We start from the raw sequence: 20,171 nt of genomic DNA, 5'->3' as shown, positions 1-20,171 counted from the left end.
GAAATGATGCAGACGCAAATGTTTAAATATCCGCACGGCGAGGGCGAACGCTGCTGCCGTATTGACAACGACGGGCCAGCGGCCTGCGTGAACCTTATTCCCGTACCCCGACAGTTACGATTAACCCCCAGGCTAAGCAGGTTTGCCCGAACGAACAATGTTTCGCAAACCTGTATTCGCGTGGGGGGACATCGTCATGGCGACTAACTCTACCGTAGACATTGCTTCGCAGGCGGGGAAACCGCAGCTGCGTAAATCTCTGAAACTCTGGCAGGTGGTGGTGATGGGCCTGGCCTATCTCACGCCGATGTCGGTGTTTGATACCTTCGGGATTGTGTCCGGCATCAGCGACGGCCACGTACCTGCATCTTACCTGCTTGCGCTGGCGGGCGTGCTGTTCACCGCCATCAGCTACGGCAAACTGGTACGCCAGTTCCCGCAGGCGGGCTCAGCTTATACCTACGCCCAAAAGGCCATCAGCCCGCACGTAGGCTTTATGGTGGGCTGGTCTTCGCTGCTGGACTATCTGTTCCTGCCGATGATTAACGTCCTGCTGGCAAAAATCTACCTTTCGGCGCTGTTCCCCGAAGTCCCGCCGTGGATTTGGGTGGTCGGTTTTGTCTGCATCCTGACGGCGGCCAACCTGAAGAGCGTCAATCTGGTGGCGAACTTCAATACCCTGTTTGTGCTGGTCCAAATTGCCATCATGGTGGTGTTTATCATTCTGGTGGTGCAGGGGCTGCACAAAGGCGAAGGTGTGGGCACCGTCTGGTCGCTACAGCCGTTTATCAGCGAAAATGCGCACCTGATCCCGGTGATTACCGGCGCGACGATAGTCTGCTTCTCGTTCCTCGGCTTTGATGCGGTGACCACGCTGTCGGAAGAGACACCCGATGCGGCGCGCACCATTCCTAAAGCCATTTTCCTTACCGCGGCCTATGGCGGCATTATCTTTATCGTTGCCTCGTTCTTTATGCAGCTGTTCTTCCCGGATATCAGCCGCTTTAAAAATCCGGACGCAGCGCTGCCGGAGATTGCCCTCTATGTTGGCGGCAAGCTGTTCCAGTCGATTTTCCTCTGCACGACCTTTGTGAATACCCTGGCTTCCGGGCTGGCCTCCCACGCCAGCGTTTCTCGCCTGCTTTATGTGATGGGGCGCGACAACGTCTTCCCGGAAAAATACTTCGGCTACGTGCACCCGAAATGGCGCACCCCGGCGCTGAACGTGATCATGGTCGGTATCGTGGCTCTGTCCGCGCTGTTCTTCGACCTGGTAACGGCGACGGCGCTGATCAACTTCGGCGCACTGGTGGCCTTTACCTTCGTGAATCTGTCGGTGTTTAACCACTTCTGGCGTCGCGAAGGGCGCAATAAAACCTGGCGTGAGAAACTGCACTACCTCATTTTGCCGCTGATTGGTGCAGCGACGGTGGCGGTGCTGTGGGTGAACCTGGAAGTCACGTCCCTGACGCTTGGACTGGTGTGGGCGGCGGTCGGCATTCTGTATCTTGCCTTCCTCACTCGCCGCTTCCGCAGGCCACCGCCGGTGTTTGACGCCACGAAGGCCGAACGCGCCTGGGAGTAAGGTGTGTTGCGTTAGAGAAGAAGCCCGCTTAAGGTGAATTAAGCGGGCTTTTATTATTCTGTTACTGCCAAAAATAGCGGAAAATGTACAGGTAATGGTTGGCTATCCTACTAACTCTACCTAGTTTTCCAGCATGCTCGACAGAAGAAAGTTCGCTATCTTTTCCTCAACTTTGCTATCGGTAGTTTTGAGTCTCAGCAGCGCAATACCACTCTCTTTCAGGATTGTATTTTTCAATTCATCACGTTCACGTTGTTTGGGCATTTCGTGGTGATGGCCGTCTATTTCAATAACTGCGAGAGGCAGTTTTCCAACGTGAAAATAAAAAACAAAATCACAGCTAGCGCCTTGTGCCAAAAACTCTTTTTGACGTTGACTTAAACGGATATTGGAATTTTTTACCAGCTGTTGTAGCAAAATTTGCTTATGGAAAACAAGCGAATGGTACTCTGCTCGTTGCAGTACGTCTTTTATTACACGCGTTGCAATCTGCTCTGACAGGTAAAAGGAGTCTTTTGCACTTAGCCTGCGCCTTAACCTGTCTAATGAGCGATCGTACTCTCGATAGAGCAAGTCGAAAGCGCTGACTACGGGGCTGTAATGAATCTGCGCCTCGTTGGAATAGTATTTCATGTAACGTACTAGCGCCGCGATATGTTTGTTATTACCAGTGAAAACATTTTCCCCTGTTGTTAAGGTAAAGCGTTTTTGTGCCCTTGAAACAGCCACATTAATTAAGTGTGGGTCGTCTACAAAATCGAGTGTTTTGGCATCCATTTTTTTGTCTATAACGGTTGAAAAAACAATCTGCTCACATTCTCTTCCCTGGAATTTATGGACGGTCGAGGTAATAAATTCCGACGGCAGCATTTGTTCAGAAAGTGAAACTTGTGCGTTGTACGGAGAGATAAAGCCGCAGCTATTCGAGCTACTATCGGAGACTTCCATGAAAGATTCAATTTCTCGCTGATTTTTATAGCCTCGGGCATGGTTGCCTTTTGCGGTAATAATCAAAGAGAGAGCATCCTCACCTTTATCACGGGTCATAACAACGAGCTGATTGTCATAAAATTGCTTGTTGCAGAAATGAATAATCCTGGGATGACAGCGATAGTGCTCTTTCAGCAATGTGACCGGAAGAGACTCGTCGTATACGCCGAATAGTGAATCCAGCAGGCTTTTACTGTTGCAGTCATAATAAGGTTTCGGGGCCGTAATAGCTGTTTTTTCGGGTACGTGTGGGAGTTGTTTACGATCGCCGACCACAATCACATTTCGGGCGCATGCCAGCGCCAGAATCCCCGGGACAATATCCTGCTGAGAAGCTTCATCGATAATGACATAGTCCAGCAGCTTACCCTGAGCTAATGAGTTTGCGATAGAATGCGTGCTGCTGCCAATAATAGGGTAGCGCTGGATAAAGTCGGCAAATTGTTCATGGTAAGTATCTGCTGAAAACTTAATGTTTACCGGAATGGCATGTTTTAGATGCTGCTTCAAAAATGCCAGAGAACCTGAGGTGACATGCTGCAATAATTCTTCAAACTTATTTTTTTCTAGAAAATTTTCTTTTTCGATTAACTCACGTTGTGCTTGCTGCAGTCGCGATCTGTAGAAATAGTGCTGAAGAGCAATGAAGAGTGTTTGCCTTTTCTGCCGAGTATTCAGTGGCTTTGTTCTGAAGATGCCAAATCTAAAAAGGAGTGACAGGCGATGACGCCAGTCGAGTTTATCGTCGGGCACAGCGTTAATGAACGCCATAAGATCGGTGATTTTCTCTTTTTTTAGTCCGAAGCCTGTCACATCTGGCAGCGTGTTAAGAGTATGTTCTTCAAGCCACTGCTGAAGGTATTTGTCTTCTATGTTTAGTTCATCAATTTCTGCCTGTAGTTTTGCGACATCACCTTGTGTGCTTAAGTGATTTTTAAGTTTTTTAATTTGCTCGGTTAGCTGCATTTTTTCGGGCGCAGAAATGATTTGCTCGAAAGGTTTTGAGGGTTGTTTATCAAAAAACGCTGCTCGTTTTTCCGTACTGCCCAGTTTTGCCACCAGGTAATCAAGACCCACTTTCCCAAGTTTTTCGTAGACGTTATCAACCGCAGAATTGTTATTTGAGACAACGGCAACGGTACCGTTGCTAAGCAGAATGTTTGCAATAATATTCAATATGGTCTGGGTCTTTCCAGTGCCAGGAGGACCTTCAATGACAGATATTTGATGGCTAAAGGCTTTCTGTATCGCCTGCATTTGGCTTTCATTCAATCCGAAGGGATAGATGAAATTCTCTGGATCAGGACGGAATGCATTTTGACCGGAACAATAAGCTTCAAGCGCGGTGTCAGGATGAGCAATGAGCTTGTCCATCTGTCTGACAATGTTTCCAGCAATGTTTTCTTTCCCCCCCGAGGCCTGAAAAGCACGTTGTTCAGCAATACGACGAAAGTATGAAAAAACGGAACTCTGCTTTAAAGAGGACTCGGTGACTAACTGGATATCTTCGAATTTATAAATCCAAATTTTTTCAGAATCAACATATTTAATAAGTGCATATTTATTACCAATAATTTGCGCTTTATCGATACGTTGTGCGTTTGGCTGGCCTTTACGGAACAATATGTTGCTATTAGTTTCCACTGTGGGGATCACACGGCAGACGCTAAGAGGACGAGTGTATGTTTTCCCTGAGGGGAAATGGCATGTCAAATGAACGGTGTCGTTACTTTTGGAATTATATAGTGTCCAGTTTGAAATTTTGGCGGTTTTATCTTCCCCATCAACAACGATGGTGACCATTTCTCTTCTCCCTGAGTTTAGCGAAAGTCAAATACTATACCGGAGTACCTATTAAGGGGGAAGTTAGAGTTTAATAAATTAATTTATTTATATGCTGCCTTTGTTGTTTGGGTGAAGTTTTATTTTCTGGGCCAGCGCATTAAATGCGTTATCGAATGTATGAATAATTTCTCCCAGCGTAGCGGAAAAACTGAACAGGCACGGTTAGATACATCATGCTGACTGGGTGGAGCAGGATAAAAAAGCAAAAAGCCCGCTTAGTTTCCTAAGCAGGCTTCTTAAATTTGGCTCCTCTGACTGGACTCGAACCAGTGACATACGGATTAACAGTCCGCCGTTCTACCGACTGAACTACAGAGGAATCGTGTGAACGGGGCGAATACTAACGAGGTGGGACTGGGTTGTCAAAGCCTGTTTTGGTGAAATGCGTTCAACTGCCGATTAATCCAGCAAATCAATGAAAAAGGCCGCTAACGCGGCCTTAACAGGCAGTTGGCAAAGCTCTGTGGAGAGAATAAATAACAGACGGCGCATTTAAACAAACAGGAAAATCAATTCATTGATTTTCGGCAGATAACCACAAAGAGGGAAAAACCACGCTTTTTCCCTCTTTGTTAGCACCTTTAAAAGGCCGCAAACGCGGCCTTAAACGGTTACTACTTACGCTGTTGACTGACGGGCAATGTGGCAGCTTCAAGCCATTGACGCACCTCTTCGTTCACGCGCGGGGAGAGCGTTTCCCGCACCTGCCGGTGGTAATCGTCAAGCCAGGCGATGTCCTGCGGGCTGAGCAAATCAACATCGACCGCGGCCAAATCGATAGGGATCAGCGTCAGCGACGAGAATTTGCAGAAGCCAGGCTGGGAGGCAATGACCTCGACCTGGTTTTCGATGCGGATCCCGTGGCTGTCCGCCTGGTAATAACCCGGCTCGATGGTGATAATGTTGCCCGGCAGCATCGGCCACGGGTTCACCTTTTTCGCCATGCGGTGTGGGTTTTCGTGGATCATCAGCCGGTGGCCAACGCCGTGCCCGGTGCCGTGGTCGTAATCCAGCCCCAGCGCCCAGAGCGGGCGACGGGCAAAGGCATCGAGCTGGTGGCCCTGAGTCCCCTGCGGGAACTGCAGCGAAATCAGCGCCAGGAAGCCTTTCAACACGGCGGTGTAGTGCAGGCGGCGGGTCGCATCCAGCTCGCCAAAGCTGAGCGTGCGGGTGGCGTCCGTCGTGCCGTTGATATACTGCCCGCCGGAATCATTGAGGTAGAACTGCGCGGCGGTAAGGGCGAAATTCGTTTCCGGCGAAGAGTGGTAGTGGCACATCGCGGCGTTGCTGCCTGCCGCGGAAATGGTGCTAAAGCTTTGTTCGGTAAAGGTGGAGCCCTGCTGGCGGAAGCTGAGCTGTTTTTCCTGGGCCTCCAGCTCGGTGACTGGATTGCCTGCGGCTTCACGGCGCGGCACTTCTCGGGTCAGCCAGGCAAGAAAGTTCACCCAGGCCACGCCGTCTTCGATGTGGCTGTCGCGGTAGCCCGCCAGTTCGCTTTCGTTCTTATTGGCTTTGATTAGCGTGACAGGATCCGGTGCCCACAGCACGCTGCCTCCGCCTTGCTCCACGGCAAAGCGCACCGCAACCGGCGCAGAGTCCGCGTCGATGAGGATGCGTTTCCCGGTCGCGGCCTGCTGGCAGCGCGCAAGGAATTCACTCATCGGGCGGATCGTGATGCCGTTAAGCCAGGCTTTATCCAGCTTCCGCAGTTTTCCTTCCGCCACAAACCATTCAATGTCGCCCCTGGCGCTCAACAGCGCGAAGGAGTGCGGCACCGGGCTCATTGGAATATCCGAGCCACGCACGTTCAGCAGCCAGGCGATATTGTCCGGCAGCGTCAGCGCCAGATAATCCGCGCCGTCTTTGCTCAATACCTGGGCGACCCGCTCACGCTTTGAGGCGGAGCTTTCGCCACTGATGTCGTCTGGCATGGCGATGATTTCCCCGCAGGGTGCCGCCGGGCGGTCAGGCCAGATAGCATCGAGCGGATCGTCATCCACCGCCACCAGATCGCAGCCGCTGGTACGCAGGTTTTCGTACTGACTGTTGACCATCAGCAGCGGTTCGAAGGCGATGCGTTTGCCCGTCGGAAGGTTATCGCGGAGCCAAAGGTGAAGCGGCTCGTCGTGCAGATGATGAATCTCAAACTCCTGCACATTCACCTGATGGCGAGCCTGAACCTGATAGCGTCCGTCCACAAACAACAGAGCGCGGTCGGCAAGCACTAATGCCAGCCCGGCGGAACCGGTAAAGCCGCTGATAAATTCGAGTTTATTGTCATGAGTCGCACAGTATTCGCTCTGATGGGCGTCGGCGCGCGGCACGATGATCCCATCCAGCTCGCGCTCCCTGAGCAGCGCACGCAGTGCGCCGAGTGAAGAAGTGTGTTGCATCCAGCTTCCTAATTATTGTTGTTAACGGAACGGCGGCTCGTTGAAAGTGCGCAGCTTGCGCGAGTGCAGCTTTTCCCCTTCGGCGCGCAGCAAATCAATGGCGCGAATGCCAATTTGCAGGTGCTCGGAAATCGCCCCCTCATAGAAGCGGTTAGCCTGGCCTGGCAGCTTAATTTCGCCGTGTAATGGTTTGTCTGATACGCACAGCAGCGTGCCGTAAGGCACCCGGAAGCGATAACCCTGGGCGGCAATCGTCGCACTTTCCATGTCGATAGCCACCGCGCGGCTGAGATTAAAGCGCAACGCAGAAGCTGAATAACGTAGCTCCCAGTTGCGGTCATCGGTGGTGACCACCGTGCCGGTGCGCAGGCGCTGTTTCACTTCTTCGCCCGGCATGCCGCTCACTTGTTTGGTGGCGTCATAAAGGGCGCGTTGTACTTCGGCGATGCTTGGAATAGGAATGTCCGGTGGCAGCACCGCATCCAGCACGTGATCGTCACGCAGATAGGCGTGGGCCAGCACGTAGTCGCCAATCTGCTGGCTTTCACGCAGCCCGCCACAGTGGCCAATCATCAGCCAGGCATCCGGGCGCAGCACCGCGAGGTGATCGCAGATGGTTTTGGCGTTGGACGGGCCAACGCCAATATTAATCAGCGTAATGCCGCTGCCGTTTTTATCGATCAGGTGCCAGGCTGGCATCTGGTGTTTTTTCCATGCCAGGTCGGAAATTGCCTCTTCAGGGGCTTCGGTGTCGGCGGTCAGCCAGGTGCCTCCGGCGCAGGACAGGGCGATATACGGGCTGTCCGGGTCGAGGATTTGCTGGCAGCCCCAGCGGACAAACTCGTCCACATAGCGGGTGTAGTTGGTGAACAGCACGAAGGGCTGGAAGTGCTCCACTGGCGTGCCGGTGTAGTGGCGAAGGCGAGCCAGCGAGAAGTCTACCCGGCGGGCGTCAAAGTGCGACAGCGGCCAGGCTTCCGTAGGGTGGAACAGGCCGTCGGCGGTTTCATCGCCAATCTGCGACAGCTCGGTGGTCGGGAAATGGCGCGTCAACCCGGCGCTCATCGTACGGTCGAGGTTCAGGCCGTCAATCACGTACGGGTAAGGGATTTCGTGCTGAGAAGGGCCAACCTCAATGTGCACACCATAGTCTTCGCTCAGCAGACTCAACTGTTCGTGCAGGTAGCTTTTAAACAGCGTGGGACGGGTCACCGTGGTGGTGTAGCTGCCGGAGTGGGTAAAGCGGGCATAGGAGCGGGTGTTTTTCGGGCCACGGGGAACGCCGTCCCAGCTCACCCGCAGTTCCGGGTAGACAAACAGCCCGTCGGAACGCGCGTCTACGTCCGGCAGCGTGCCTTGTTGGGTGTAGAGGGCAATCGCATCGCGAAGGGCGGTTACCGAGTTTTCGTACAGCGCTTCCAGCTTCTCCAGGGCTTCAGCAGGCGTCAGCCCCTGGCATACAACGTTATTATTCATTGATTCTCCTTTACCGGTTCTCGCCGGGTTAGTGTCTCAGTATGTCATGCCGGGAGCAGAACGGAAGTGGAAGACGGGGAGAGTTGCGAACCTCATAAAAAATTCATCACAAATAAATGAATACCCGCGCAAAGATTGCCGATAACCCCTGAGATACCCGAGCTTGATGGGATAACGACAATAATGATGAGGGGAACAACATGGGAATGTTAAAGAATTTTACCGTACGCCGGGTGCTGCTCACCGTGCTGGGGCTGTTCTGCCTGCTGTGGTCAGCCGTGGGCGTGTTTACCGTTTATTCGCTGGCGAAACTGGGGGACGGTAACGCTGTGGACCATCAGCTGGTGTCTCAGATGACGATACTCAGCAAAGGCAACGACCAGTATTTTCGCTTTATCACGCGCCTTTCGCGGGTGATGGAGGCGAAGGCGGCCGGGGAAAGCACAGATTTTAAACCGGTGCAGGAAGCGCTGGATAACATGAAAAGCGAACTGAAGCGCCTGAAAAGCGTTTCGCCTGGGCCAATGGATCCGGTTGTTTCCGCAGATGTTATCGAAAAATGGCAGCAGCTTTTAGATAACGGCGTGGCGGTGCAGATGCAGCTTGCTCAGCAGGGGAGCGCGGCGGAGTATCGCCAGCAGGCCACCCAGGTCACACCGCCTCTCAGTCGTGCCTTCGGGGCCAGCAGCAGCAAGTTTACCGCCGTGGCCGAAGAACGGCTGGACCGGACGCGGGTTACCGTGGACTCGCTGACACGTCTGATGAAAATCACCGTGCTGGTGGCCATTGTGATTGGTCTGCTGATCCTACTGTTTACCGACCGCTATCTGGTGAACCTGCTGGTAAAACCGCTGGACCGCATTCGTGATCATTTCTCGGTGATAGCCAAGGGCGACCTCAGCCATCCGGTTGAGGACTTTGGGCGAAACTGTGTCGGCAAACTGTTCCCGCTGCTGGCCGAGATGCAGGGCAGCCTGCGCGATGCGGTGAGCGCGATTCGCAGCGGCACGGAGAACATTTATCGTGGCTCGGCGGAGATCTCTTCCGGCAATAACGATCTCTCTTCGCGCACCGAAGAACAGGCCGCCGCGCTGGAAGAGACTGCCGCCAGCATGGAGCAACTCACGGCCACGGTTAAATTCAACGCCGAGAATGCCCGCCAGGCCAGCAGCATTGCGGAGAAAGCCTCCCAAACCGCCAGCCGCAGCGGCAAGCTGGTGGGCGATGTGGTTATCACCATGGAAGGGATCTCCGACAGCTCCCGCAAAATCAGCGAGATCACCAGCGTCATTAACAGCATTGCCTTCCAGACTAATATTCTGGCACTTAATGCGGCCGTTGAGGCCGCACGTGCAGGCGAACAGGGCAGAGGTTTTGCGGTGGTAGCGGGAGAAGTGCGTAACCTGGCCAGCCGCAGTGCGGGCGCGGCGAAAGAAATTGAAACGCTGATTGCCGACTCTGTAAATCGGGTGAACAGTGGCGCGGCGTTGGTCAACGAGGCGGGCAACACCATGAAAGAGGTGCTGAAGGCCGTGTCCGACACCACGCAAATCATGAAGCAAATTGCCTCTGCGACGGACGAGCAAAGCAAAGGTATTTCTCAGGTGAGCGTGGCGGTCAGCGAAATGGACAGCGTGACGCAGCAAAACGCCGCGCTGGTGGAACAGATTTCGGCGGCGGCGGCAGCGCTCGAAGGCCAGACCGAAATGCTACAAAAAGCGGTGGCGCGTTTCCGCCTGTCCGGGCGCGAAGAACAGGCCGTAGTGGAAACGAAAGTCAAACCTCAGACAAAAGCCGCCGCAGCCACCGCGGCAGGTGATGACTGGGTCACGTTTTAAGCTTCGATAGCGGGCAGGGTGCGCATTGCGTTTTCGCAGCGCGCCTTGACCGCTTCGTGCAACAGCCGCACCGTGGTCGACACCTGCTTACGGTGCGGGCAAATCAGATTCAGCGGAATGCTGTCTCCTTCATACTGCGGCAGCAAGAGCTTCAGGCGGCCTGCCTGTACATCTTCGCTAACATCCAGCCAGGATTTGTAGGTAATGCCTTCGCCTTTTACCGCCAGCCGGTGAATGACTTCCGCATCATCGCTCATCATTGAACCTTTCACCGCCACCTGCTGCATTTTGCCGCGCAGGCTGAACGACCAGCTATTGTGCACCCGCCCGCGAAGTACAAACGTCAACGCATTGTGTTGAGCCAGATCGGCAAGGGTTTTAGGTTCGCCATTGCGTGCCAGATAGGCAGGGGAGGCAACCAGCACGCGGCGGTTTTCCGGTGCGACCGGCAGGGCGATGTAAGACGCGTCATCATTGTTGCCGTAACGAAAAGCCACATCCACCGGATCTTTAAACACATCGGTGATGCGATCGGAAAACAGAAGCTTCAGGCATAGCGCCGGGTAATTGCTGCGAAATTGCTGAAAAACGTCGAGCAGAAGATTGCGCCCAAGATCGGAAGGGACGGCGATTTGCAGCGTGCCGCGTACTTCGTCGCTGGGGGGCTGGATCTGTTCATACCCGGCATCCAGCGTCTGCAGCACCTGCTGGGCGTAAGGCAGCCAGGCTTCACCTTCGGGCGTCAGGCGCAGGCTGCGCGTTGAGCGGGCGAACAGGCGAATGTTGAGATTCTGCTCCAGGCGCTTAATGGCAGTGCTGACCTGGGCCGGCTGCAGCCCGGCTTCCCTGGCGGTATCGCTAAAACTGCTTAACGCCGCCGCCCTGACAAACAGCGCAAGGTCTTCCAGCCTGAGCATTTTCACTCTCCGAGTATAAGTGTTGTTTCCTGACGCCGGTTTTTCACCTGCCGCGCTCCTTGTACCATGATTTTACTCAATTGATGAACTCATTACCTTATTGGAGCTGCTATGAAAGCTATTGCTATTACCCGCGCCGCAAAAGACGGCAGCAATATTGATGCGCTGCAGGACATCACGCTGCCGAAGCCCGTTGCTCAGGGGCACGACATTCTGGTGGCGGTGAACGCCATTTCTGTCAACCCCGTTGATACCAAAGTTCGCAGCGGCTTTAGCGGTGACACACCTCGTGTGCTGGGCTGGGACGCCGTGGGTACCGTTGTCGAAGTGGGTGAGGCTGTCACGCTGTTCAAGCCCGGTGATGCAGTATGGTACGCCGGGTCGCTGACTCGCCCAGGCAGCAACAGCGAATTTCAGCTGGTGGACGAGCGCATTGCGGCATTCAAACCTAAGTCCGTGGAAAATGCCGCGGCGGCCGCATTACCGCTAACGGCAATCACCGCGTGGGAAATGCTTTTCGACCGCCTGGGGATTCAGGAAAACGGCAGTGAAGATGCGGTGCTGCTGATTGTGGGCGCGGCCGGTGGCGTGGGATCGATTCTGACCCAGCTCGCCCGCAGGCTGACAAAAGCCACGGTGATTGGCACTGCCTCTCGCCCGGAAAGCCAGAAATGGGTGAGTGAACTTGGTGCCCACCACGTCATCGACCACAGCCAACCGCTGACGGAAGAATTACAGCGTATTGGCGTGAAACACGTCACGCACGTTGCCAGCCTGACCAATACCGAACAACATTATGCCCAACTGATTGAGGCGCTGATCCCGCAGGGGAAATTTGCGCTGATTGATGACCCGGTCGCGCTGGACGTTCGCGCGCTGAAGGCTAAAAGTATTTCGCTGCACTGGGAGTTTATGTTCACCCGTTCTATGTTCGTCACCAGCGATATTATTGAGCAGCATAATCTGCTCACCCGCGTCGCTGCGCTTATCGATCAAGGCGTGTTAAGAACCACGCTGGGCGAACACTATGGCACAATTAACGCGGGCAACCTGCGCCGCGCTCATACGCTGCTGGAAACCGGGCGCGCGGTGGGCAAAATCGTGCTGGAGGGGTTCTGATATGGCAACGGCAGAAACGTTGACAATTATTGCCATGCTGAAGGCAAAAGCTGGCCAGCAGGATAACCTCAAAGCCGCGCTGAAAGCGCTGGTTGCACCGAGCCGCCTTGAGCCTGGCTGCCTCGACTATACGCTGTTCCAACTTCAACAAGAGCCGGATACTTTTTACGTGCGTGAGTCGTGGCGAGGGCAGCAGGCGCTCGACCTGCACAATTCGCTGCCTCACTTCCAGGCATTTGTGAAACAGATGGACGCGCTGCTGGCAGAGCCACTGAAGCTGGTACCCCTGGACGAAGTTGCCGTCTAATGATTACGTGCAGCGGCCAGGCCGGCCGCTGCAAAACACAAAGACTTAATCAGGAAAAATAATGAACATTGTTGATGCTGCCTCCCGACGCTATGCCACGAAGGCATTTGATGCGTCTAAAAAAATTGCCGCCGAAGATGTGGAAAAAATCAAACATCTGCTGCGCCTGAGCCCCTCAAGCACCAACTCGCAGCCGTGGCATTTCTTGCTGGTAAGCAGTGATGAAGGCAAAGCACGCATTGCCAAAGCGACCACCGGGCCTTATGCCGCAAACGAACCTAAAGTGCTGAATGCTTCACATGTCGTGGTGTTCTGTGCCAAAACGGTTTATGACGATGCGCACCTGCAAACATTGCTGCAAAAAGAGCAGGAAGATGGGCGCTTTGCTACTGAACAAGCCAAAGAAGGGCAGCACAAAGGCCGCTCTTTCTATGCCAATAAACACCGTTTTGACCTGAAAGATGCACAACACTGGATGGAGAAGCAGGTCTACCTCAACCTCGGCACGCTACTGCTGGGCGTTTCCACTCTGAAGATTGATGCCGTGCCGATTGAAGGCTTTGACGCCGCCGCACTGGACGAGGAATTTGGCCTGCGTGAGAAAGGCTTGAGCAGCGTGGTGATGGTGGCGCTGGGTTATCGCAGCGTGGAGGATTTTAATGCCGGGTTACCGAAGTCTCGCCTCGATTTCAGCCAGATCCTGACTGAAATCTAAGTGTGTGATGATAACCTGATTTAACTTTTATTTTTTGACGCAGGAATGGATATTAGGCCATTCCTGCGTTTATCCATCAAATCCGTGGCATTGAGGTGTGGCAAGCGAAGGGAAATGATCTATACTTTGCTCTCTTAATTCTACGGACGGCGATGGTTGTGAAGGACACGTATTATAATGACAGCAAAGTAAATTCATTAATTCAGCGCGAACTTGATGAATTTATTCTGGATTACAAACATACGACCTACGCGTATGCTGTGATGAATAAGAAAGACCCTTCCCAAATGCGTATTATTAATAACAATCCGCAATGGTTTAACATTTATCTCGAGAATAAATATCAGTTTATTGACCCAGTGATTGTCCGGTCTCTCAGCAGCCTGGAGGATTTTTCATGGGACAGCGGGATGATGGTCTCTTCCGGGTATACGCTGAAGCGTATTTTTGACGAAGGTTCTCAGCATAACATTGTGCAGGGGCATACATATCCGCTCCACGACTATGTTAACAATCTTGTGGTGCTTTCGCTGATCAGCCATCAGCCTTCTGAAGTTAACCTCACCGAAAATCGTGAGGCAGTGATCGCTTTCTTTATCCGACTTCACCAAAAGATGCTGAATTTATACAGCGATATTCGGCAGAAAAAAAATGTTTTCCTGTCACCACGCGAACAGCAAATTCTGCAGTGGGTCTACGCCGGAAAAACCTATGCCGAGATTGCGACGATCTTGTCCATTACCGAGCGCACGGTAAAATTCCACATGGGCAATGCCATGAAAAAACTCGGCGTTAACAATGCCCGTCACGCGGTTAAACTGAGTATCGAACTCAGGTTGCTGGATGCCTGAGTCGAGAGAGACTAGAGGTGCTGGAGCTGGGCAAGCGTGTCGCGCAGCCATGCGCTGTTTTTATCTTTAGTAATAATATCTTCAATAACCTGCTCATTGGCGGGCATAAAAATATAATAAACCGCCTCGCCCTTTTCCGAGAGCCCTTTCTGCAGCACGTCAACTTTCCAGTCCGCCTGGCGGAAAATGGCGTACATCCCCCGGCTTGTCACCGCATGCATGCCCGGATAGCCGTTTTTTAGGCAATACATGATCATCGCCAGAAATAACGCTTTGCTGGCGGGGAGGGTACGTAAATTTCCCTCGTCGCGCCGATTCTTATCTAAGAATAAGCGGGTGATTTCGCAACACGGAATATCTTTCGGCAAACTAATTTTATTAAAATATTGATGAAATATTTCATCTGTCATGGTCGGATGTTTGGCATCAATAAAGCGTGCGCCGCAAAATAATTGGCCTTCCGACATGCCCATTAAATAAGTTGTATTTGCGTTATCGAATTGATCTTTTTCCTGATTATCTTCACATTCCACTTTCCATTCTAGCCGTTCATGAAATGTTTTTTTGCGTAACGCATACAGCTCCCGGGCGAGGCCAGGGTGTAAATCATTATGATTACTTATAAAAAATTCAATTGCAGAACACATAGCGTATCCCTGTATGTGGAAGTCCCCCTGTACTTAATGACAGCTTTTTTTTGCCTAAGGCCTTCTCTAAACTTAAAAAAATCCTGACCGGCCGCGCCAACACGCAAGCGGGTCAGGCGGTCAAAGACCTGAGCAACACCAAGGGAAATGTTCACAGATTATTATCTAGTACACCGATTTCCCGATGCACAAGATTGTAAGCACTTGTAATTTTACATTACAAAAAATAAAAATAAAGAAACTTAAGCCCCTGCATTTGCGGGGGCTTTTCTTTTATATCTCTCATGATCCCAACGCATTCACTGCAGTTACCGACAATATACCGCAAATCTTTGAGAAAATTTACTAACATAACGGCCATCGTACGGGGCGAATATTTTATTACATGGCGGGGGTGTTGCACGAAAAGCGTACGGCATAACTGAATAGTAGCCGACTAATTAAAAAAGTGAATCGCCGTTGCAGAGGAAAAATGAATTTTGTGAAGGGATAGAAACTTTCGGAAAATCAAAAGCAAAAAGCCTGCTTAAGTTTCCTTAAGCAGGCTTCTCAAATATGGCTCCTCTGACTGGACTCGAACCAGTGACATACGGATTAACAGTCCGCCGTTCTACCGACTGAACTACAGAGGAATCGTGTGAACGGGGCGCATATTAACGAGGCCACACTGGCTTGTCAAAGCCTCCAAAGCACCTTTTGTATCGTTTGCCGATAAAACAAGCAGAATTTGCCAGGAAACCGGCTCAGACATAACTTTACAGCGCAAAGATTGCCAATCTTTCACCAGCCGCTAAGATAAGCCGGGTTAAACAGTGAGGACCTGATGGTAAAACAGCGGCGTATAGGGATTTGGTTTCTTTGTCTGGCATGTGTTGTGGTACTGGTTTGTACCGCACAGCGCATGGCGGGCCTGCACGCGTTGCAGATGGAAACTGTAGCCAGTGCCGTCGCGGTCCAGGTCGATAGCCCCCAGGCCGATGGTGACGCACCGGTCACGCCGTGCGAACTTAGCGCCAAATCATTATTGAGCGTGCCGCCAGTCTTGTTTGACGGGGCATTGTTTGCGCTTTGCCTGCTGCTTTCGCTGCTGGCCCCCGTGCGTTCCACGCGCATGCCGTACTCACCTCCAAGAGCGACTTCACCTCCCACCCTCAGGGTGCATCTCCGCTTCTGCGTGTTCCGTGAATGACAGACCGGCTGTTACCGATAGTTAGTTAATCATTTACGGAGAAAAAACATGTTCACTCGCTTCAGGCAGGCGCTGCTGTGCCTGCTCATGCTATGGCTGCCCATGTCCTGGGCGGCAGAGTCTGGCTGGCTGCAATCGCCGGATAACGATCACGCCAGCGTCAGGCTGCGCGCGGATACCTCTGGCAATAACGACACGCGTCTTTTACTGGACGTGAAGCTCGAAAAAGGCTGGAAAACCTACTGGCGATCCCCTGGGGAAGGCGGCGTTGCGCCAGCCATTGCCTGGCAGGGTGATATGCCAAAAGTAGAGTGGTTCTGGCCCACGCCAGCACGTTTTGACGTCGCCGGGATCACGACCCAGGGCTACCACGATCGGGTCACCATTCCAATGGTGTTTCACGGCACGGTGCCGGAAACAATCCGTGGCGTGCTGACGCTTTCTACCTGCGGCAACGTCTGCCTGCTGACCGATTATTCCTTTAGCATCACGCCTTCTGCGGCAGATGCTCAGTTTGCCCATGATTTCGCTCAGGCGATGGGGCAGGTACCGGTTGAAACTGGGTTAACGGATTCACTGGAAGCAGGTTACCGCTCGGGAAGTCTGGTTATCAGCGCCGTGCGTGCCGGCGGCTGGACGAATCCGGGCCTTTATCTTGACCCGCCGGAAGAGGCCGATCTTGGCAAACCAACCTTCCACATTAACGGTGATTCGCTGCAGGCCACGGTGCCGGTTAGCGACAGCTGGGGGGAAGGTGCGCCAGATTTGCGAGGGAAATCGATCACGCTGGTGCTGGCCGACAACGGCATTGCTCAGCAAAACACGCTCACCATTGGTTCAGCGCCAGCCGCAGCAGGGGGAAATGATGCCTTCCCGCTCTGGCAGGTAGTGCTGATGGCGCTGGTGGGCGGCCTGATCCTTAACCTGATGCCGTGCGTCCTCCCGGTTCTGGGTATGAAGCTTGGCTCGATTCTGCTGGTGCAGCAGAAAGACCGGGGCCTGGTGCGACGCCAGTTTTTAGCCTCGGTCGCGGGCATTATTGCTTCCTTTATGGTGTTGGCGCTGTTGATGACCGTCCTGCGGCTGACCAACCAGGCGTTGGGCTGGGGCATTCAGTTCCAGAACCCGTGGTTTATCGGCTTTATGGCGCTGGTGATGCTGGCTTTCAGCGCTAATCTGTTTGGGCTGTTTGAATTCAGGCTCTCTTCCAATATGAACACCCGGCTGGCAACGCAGGGCGGCAATGGCATGGCCGGGCATTTCTGGCAGGGGGCGTTTGCAACACTGCTGGCGACGCCGTGCAGCGCGCCTTTCCTCGGCACGGCAGTGGCGGTCGCGCTCACGGCTTCTTACCCGGTGCTGTGGGGGCTGTTCCTGGCCTTAGGGCTGGGGATGAGTCTACCGTGGTTGCTGATCGCGCTTCGTCCCGGTCTGGCGATGCGATTGCCTCGCCCGGGCAAATGGATGACCTGGCTGCGTCGCGTGCTTGGCCTTCTGATGTTAGGTTCGGCTATCTGGCTGGCAAGCCTGCTGCTGGTGCATTTCGGTGTTTCGACTAGCAAGCCTGCACAGGAAAACATCGCCTGGCAGCCGCTCAGCGAGCAGGCAATCCAGGACGCACTGGCGCAACATAAACGCGTTTTTATCGATGTCACCGCCGACTGGTGTATTACCTGCAAAGCCAACAAATACAACGTGCTTAGCAAAGAAGATGTGCAGGCAGTCCTGCAGGCGCCGGATGTGGTTGCCCTGCGCGGCGACTGGACGCTGCCGTCCCCGCAAATCACCGATTTTTTAAGAAGCCGCGGCCAGGTTGCCGTGCCATTCAACCAAATTTATGGCCCAGGCCTGCCGGAAGGCAAAGTGCTGCCTACGCTGCTGTCACGCGATTCGGTGCTGACGACCCTGGATGAAGCCAAAGGAACAACACCATGAAATATGTCTTTATTCTGATCCTCTCGCTGTTCTCCGGCCTGACGCTGGCGGCAAAAGAAGAGCCTGCTCCGTTTTCTGCCGAACAGCAAAAGCAGCTGGAAGTGTTGATCGAGCAGGCGCTGTTTAACGATCCGGCCAGCCCGAGATTTGGCGCTAAAAAACCGGTGTTAACGCTCGTGAACTTCACCGATTACAACTGTCCGTACTGCAAACAGCTCGATCCGATGCTGGAAAAAATTGTGCAGAAATACCCGGATGTGGCGGTGATCGTGAAACCGCTGCCGTTTAAAGGGGAAAGCTCCGTGCTGTCGGCACGCACCGTCCTGACGACCTGGCGTCAGCATCCGGACCAGTTCCTGGCGCTGCATGAAAAACTGATGCAGAAGAAGGGCTATCATGATGCGACAAGCATTGCGACTGCGGTTGAAAAGAGCGGGGCAACGCCGGTTACGCCGGATGAAAAAAGCATGGAAACCCTAAGCACCAACCTGCAGTTAGCGCGCATCGTGGGCGTACAGGGCACACCAGCCACTATCATTGGTGATGAAATGATCCCCGGTGCCGTGCCGTGGGAAACGCTGGAAGAAGTGGTAAAAGAAAAACTGGCGGCCGCGCATGGCAAGTAAATTGCGGCGCTGGCTGCGGGAAGGATTCATTCTTCTGGTTTTACTGGCGGGCGTGATGCTGGTGATGGACTGGTGGCGCGCGCCTCAGTCGCCAGTGGCTTTTGATGCCACCCCGCTGCACACGCTGGACGGGCAGGATGTGACGCTTGGTGCGTTGAGCGCGGAGCGCCCGCTGCTGGTTTATTTCTGGGCCAGCTGGTGCGCTGTCTGTCGTTTTACCACGCCGGACGTCGCGAAACTGCAGGCCGAAGGGCAGAACGTGATAACCATTGCGCTCCGCTCCGGGAATGAAAGTGAGGTTTCCCGCTGGCTGGCGCGTAAAGGTGTGCAGTTCCCGGTGGTCAATGATGCCGACGGGTCTATCTCCCGTAGCTGGCAGATTGGCGTCACGCCGACGTTTGTCATTGTCGATAAAGGGCAGGTGGTGTCTACCACAAGCGGCTGGACGAGCTACTGGGGAATGAAAATTCGCCTGTGGTGGGCCAGCGTGTGATTCATCGTGCCGGCTTATCACCGGCACGCAGTTTTATGCTGAAATGCACTGTAATGGTGCATTTGTACCCCTTATGGGGCATAAGTCAGCCTCCTGTTTCGTTAATCCTCGCGAGTGCTTTATCAGTTTCTCTTATTATCCAGCCTGTTAACGCGTTTGTGCCGTAAACGAAAAATGTGGCAAGCATATTGCAAAACCCTTTACGACATCACTGCCATCACTGGCTGGCACACCGTAATAGGGGGCAAAATGAATTTAAGACGACTGAAGTACTTCGTAAAAATCGTTGATATTGGCAGCCTGACCCAGGCGGCAGAAGTACTACACATCGCACAGCCGGCGCTCAGCCAGCAGGTTGCCACTCTGGAAGGAGAGTTGGATCAGCAACTGTTGATCCGCACCAAACGCGGCGTGACGCCGACGGAAGCCGGAAAGGTTTTATATGCCCACGCACGGGCGATTCTTCGCCAGTGTGAGCAGGCTCAGCTGGCGGTGAATAACGTTGGCCAGACGATGCAAGGCCTTGTCTCGATTGGGCTTGCGCCGGGGATGGCGGCGTCTTCTATTACCATGCCGCTGCTGCAGGCCGTGCGCGCCGAGCTGCCGGATGTGCAGGTGTATTTGCATGAAAATAGCGGTTCACAGCTGAATGACAAACTGCTCAGCGGGCAGCTTGATATGGCCGTGCTGTATGACCGCACGCCAACCGCGGGGCTGACCAGCCAGCCATTGCTGAAAGAGGATTTGTTCCTCGTGGGCACCCGTGACTGCCCGGGCAACAGCGTTGATTTGTCGGACGTTGCCGCCATGAATCTTTTCCTGCCGCGCGACTACAGCGCAGTGCGCAAGCGCGTGGACGAAGCCTTTTCCCTGCGCCGCCTGACGGCAAAAATTATCGGTGAGATCGAGTCTATTTCCACCTTAACGGCGGCGATTGCCAGCGGTATGGGCGTGACCGTGCTGCCGGAATCCGCCGCGCGTTCACTTGCTGATTCTGCCGGTGGCTGGATGGCTCGCATTACCAGCCCATCTTTAAATTTACCGCTGTCGCTGAACCTGTCAGCGCGTTTGCCGCTCTCGCCCCAGGCCCAGGCGGTAAAAGAAATTCTTATGTCTCTGGTCACCCGCCCGTCGCTGGAAAATCGCGAACTGATGCTGGTGGGCTAAGTCCGCTTATTACTAAATGGAATAGGTTGCTGGTTTTTATTATTTGTCCCGCCGGGGCTGTGACTTTAACAATGGTGT

16 protein-coding genes and 2 tRNA genes are annotated in these 20,171 nt (G+C 53.5%); 11 read left to right on the top strand and 7 right to left on the bottom strand.

Annotated elements, in window-relative coordinates; all coding sequences use genetic code 11:
* The first annotated feature begins 196 nt into the window (after nucleotides 1–196).
* On the top strand, nucleotides 197–1,585 hold the full coding sequence (locus B9Y90_RS05535; RefSeq protein WP_039297012.1) for an APC family permease: 1,389 nt from the start codon (nucleotides 197–199) through the stop codon (nucleotides 1,583–1,585).
* 120 nt (nucleotides 1,586–1,705) lie between these two features.
* Here the strand turns inward: B9Y90_RS05535 and B9Y90_RS05530 are convergent, their stop codons facing one another.
* From B9Y90_RS05530 to B9Y90_RS05515, 4 genes are all read right to left on the bottom strand, one after another.
* A complete protein-coding gene (locus B9Y90_RS05530; RefSeq protein ID WP_085540502.1) occupies nucleotides 1,706–4,378 on the bottom strand; it encodes an AAA domain-containing protein in 2,673 nt (890 codons plus the stop codon).
* Nucleotides 4,379–4,663: 285 nt separating this feature from the next.
* Nucleotides 4,664–4,739 (bottom strand) — tRNA-Asn (locus tag B9Y90_RS05525).
* A gap of 295 nt (nucleotides 4,740–5,034) precedes the next feature.
* The gene (locus B9Y90_RS05520; RefSeq protein ID WP_085540501.1) at nucleotides 5,035–6,813 is read right to left on the bottom strand and encodes an aminopeptidase P family protein; all 1,779 of its coding nucleotides are present in this window, start codon (nucleotides 6,811–6,813) and stop codon (nucleotides 5,035–5,037) included.
* A gap of 21 nt (nucleotides 6,814–6,834) precedes the next feature.
* Nucleotides 6,835–8,289, bottom strand: coding sequence for an AMP nucleosidase (locus B9Y90_RS05515; protein WP_085540500.1), 1,455 nt, complete (start codon nucleotides 8,287–8,289; stop codon nucleotides 6,835–6,837).
* A 200-nt stretch (nucleotides 8,290–8,489) separates the two neighbouring features.
* Here B9Y90_RS05515 and B9Y90_RS05510 point away from each other — a divergent pair, with 200 nt between their 5' ends.
* Nucleotides 8,490–10,127 (top strand): methyl-accepting chemotaxis protein, encoded by a 1,638-nt coding sequence (locus tag B9Y90_RS05510; RefSeq protein ID WP_085540499.1) that lies wholly within the window; start codon nucleotides 8,490–8,492, stop codon nucleotides 10,125–10,127.
* Here the strand turns inward: B9Y90_RS05510 and B9Y90_RS05505 are convergent.
* The gene (locus B9Y90_RS05505) at nucleotides 10,124–11,044 is read right to left on the bottom strand and encodes a LysR family transcriptional regulator (protein WP_085540498.1); all 921 of its coding nucleotides are present in this window, start codon (nucleotides 11,042–11,044) and stop codon (nucleotides 10,124–10,126) included. The two genes, B9Y90_RS05510 and B9Y90_RS05505, sit on opposite strands and share 4 nt — an antisense overlap.
* A 111-nt stretch (nucleotides 11,045–11,155) precedes the next feature.
* Between B9Y90_RS05505 and B9Y90_RS05500 the strand changes: the two genes are divergently transcribed.
* From B9Y90_RS05500 to B9Y90_RS05485, 4 genes are all read left to right on the top strand, one after another.
* Nucleotides 11,156–12,163 carry a zinc-binding alcohol dehydrogenase family protein gene (locus tag B9Y90_RS05500; RefSeq protein ID WP_085540497.1) on the top strand — a complete coding sequence of 336 codons (1,008 nt, stop codon included), beginning with the start codon at nucleotides 11,156–11,158 and terminating at the stop codon, nucleotides 12,161–12,163.
* A 1-nt stretch (nucleotide 12,164) separates the two neighbouring features.
* Nucleotides 12,165–12,470 (top strand): putative quinol monooxygenase, encoded by a 306-nt coding sequence (locus tag B9Y90_RS05495; RefSeq protein WP_085540496.1) that lies wholly within the window; start codon nucleotides 12,165–12,167, stop codon nucleotides 12,468–12,470.
* A 61-nt stretch (nucleotides 12,471–12,531) separates the two neighbouring features.
* Nucleotides 12,532–13,185 (top strand): oxygen-insensitive NAD(P)H nitroreductase, encoded by a 654-nt coding sequence (gene nfsB, locus B9Y90_RS05490; RefSeq protein WP_085540495.1) that lies wholly within the window; start codon nucleotides 12,532–12,534, stop codon nucleotides 13,183–13,185.
* 95 nt (nucleotides 13,186–13,280) lie between these two features.
* On the top strand, nucleotides 13,281–14,036 hold the full coding sequence (locus tag B9Y90_RS05485) for a helix-turn-helix transcriptional regulator (protein ID WP_254902660.1): 756 nt from the start codon (nucleotides 13,281–13,283) through the stop codon (nucleotides 14,034–14,036).
* Between the two features lie 11 nt (nucleotides 14,037–14,047).
* On the opposite strand, the gene B9Y90_RS05480 is transcribed toward B9Y90_RS05485, so the two are convergent.
* Entirely contained in the window at nucleotides 14,048–14,683 is a 636-nt protein-coding gene (locus B9Y90_RS05480; RefSeq protein WP_085540493.1) for an acyl-homoserine-lactone synthase, read from the bottom strand.
* Nucleotides 14,684–15,239: 556 nt separating this feature from the next.
* Nucleotides 15,240–15,315 (bottom strand) — tRNA-Asn (locus tag B9Y90_RS05475).
* A gap of 191 nt (nucleotides 15,316–15,506) precedes the next feature.
* Here B9Y90_RS05475 and B9Y90_RS05470 point away from each other — a divergent pair.
* The 5 genes from B9Y90_RS05470 to nac all read left to right on the top strand — a co-directional run bounded on the left by B9Y90_RS05470 (nucleotide 15,507) and on the right by nac (nucleotide 20,093).
* Nucleotides 15,507–15,872 carry a copper resistance protein gene (locus tag B9Y90_RS05470; RefSeq protein WP_085540492.1) on the top strand — a complete coding sequence of 122 codons (366 nt, stop codon included), beginning with the start codon at nucleotides 15,507–15,509 and terminating at the stop codon, nucleotides 15,870–15,872.
* Between the two features lie 48 nt (nucleotides 15,873–15,920).
* A complete protein-coding gene (locus B9Y90_RS05465) occupies nucleotides 15,921–17,807 on the top strand; it encodes a protein-disulfide reductase DsbD family protein (protein WP_085540491.1) in 1,887 nt (628 codons plus the stop codon).
* Nucleotides 17,804–18,433 (top strand): DsbA family protein, encoded by a 630-nt coding sequence (locus tag B9Y90_RS05460; RefSeq protein WP_085540490.1) that lies wholly within the window; start codon nucleotides 17,804–17,806, stop codon nucleotides 18,431–18,433. The genes B9Y90_RS05465 and B9Y90_RS05460 overlap by 4 nt, the downstream gene beginning before the upstream one ends.
* Complete coding sequence (locus B9Y90_RS05455; RefSeq protein ID WP_085540489.1) at nucleotides 18,423–18,926, top strand: protein disulfide oxidoreductase; 504 nt, start codon at nucleotides 18,423–18,425, stop codon at nucleotides 18,924–18,926. The genes B9Y90_RS05460 and B9Y90_RS05455 overlap by 11 nt, the downstream gene beginning before the upstream one ends.
* A 249-nt stretch (nucleotides 18,927–19,175) precedes the next feature.
* Nucleotides 19,176–20,093 (top strand): nitrogen assimilation transcriptional regulator NAC, encoded by a 918-nt coding sequence (gene nac, locus B9Y90_RS05450; protein WP_085540584.1) that lies wholly within the window; start codon nucleotides 19,176–19,178, stop codon nucleotides 20,091–20,093.
* Nucleotides 20,094–20,171: the final 78 nt, after the last annotated feature.

The organism is Cedecea sp. NFIX57 (assembly GCF_900177785.1).
Lineage (GTDB): Bacteria > Pseudomonadota > Gammaproteobacteria > Enterobacterales > Enterobacteriaceae > Cedecea > Cedecea neteri_C.
The sequence above is the reverse complement of the archived record's forward strand: the minus strand, read 5'-3'. Positions and strand labels throughout refer to the sequence as shown.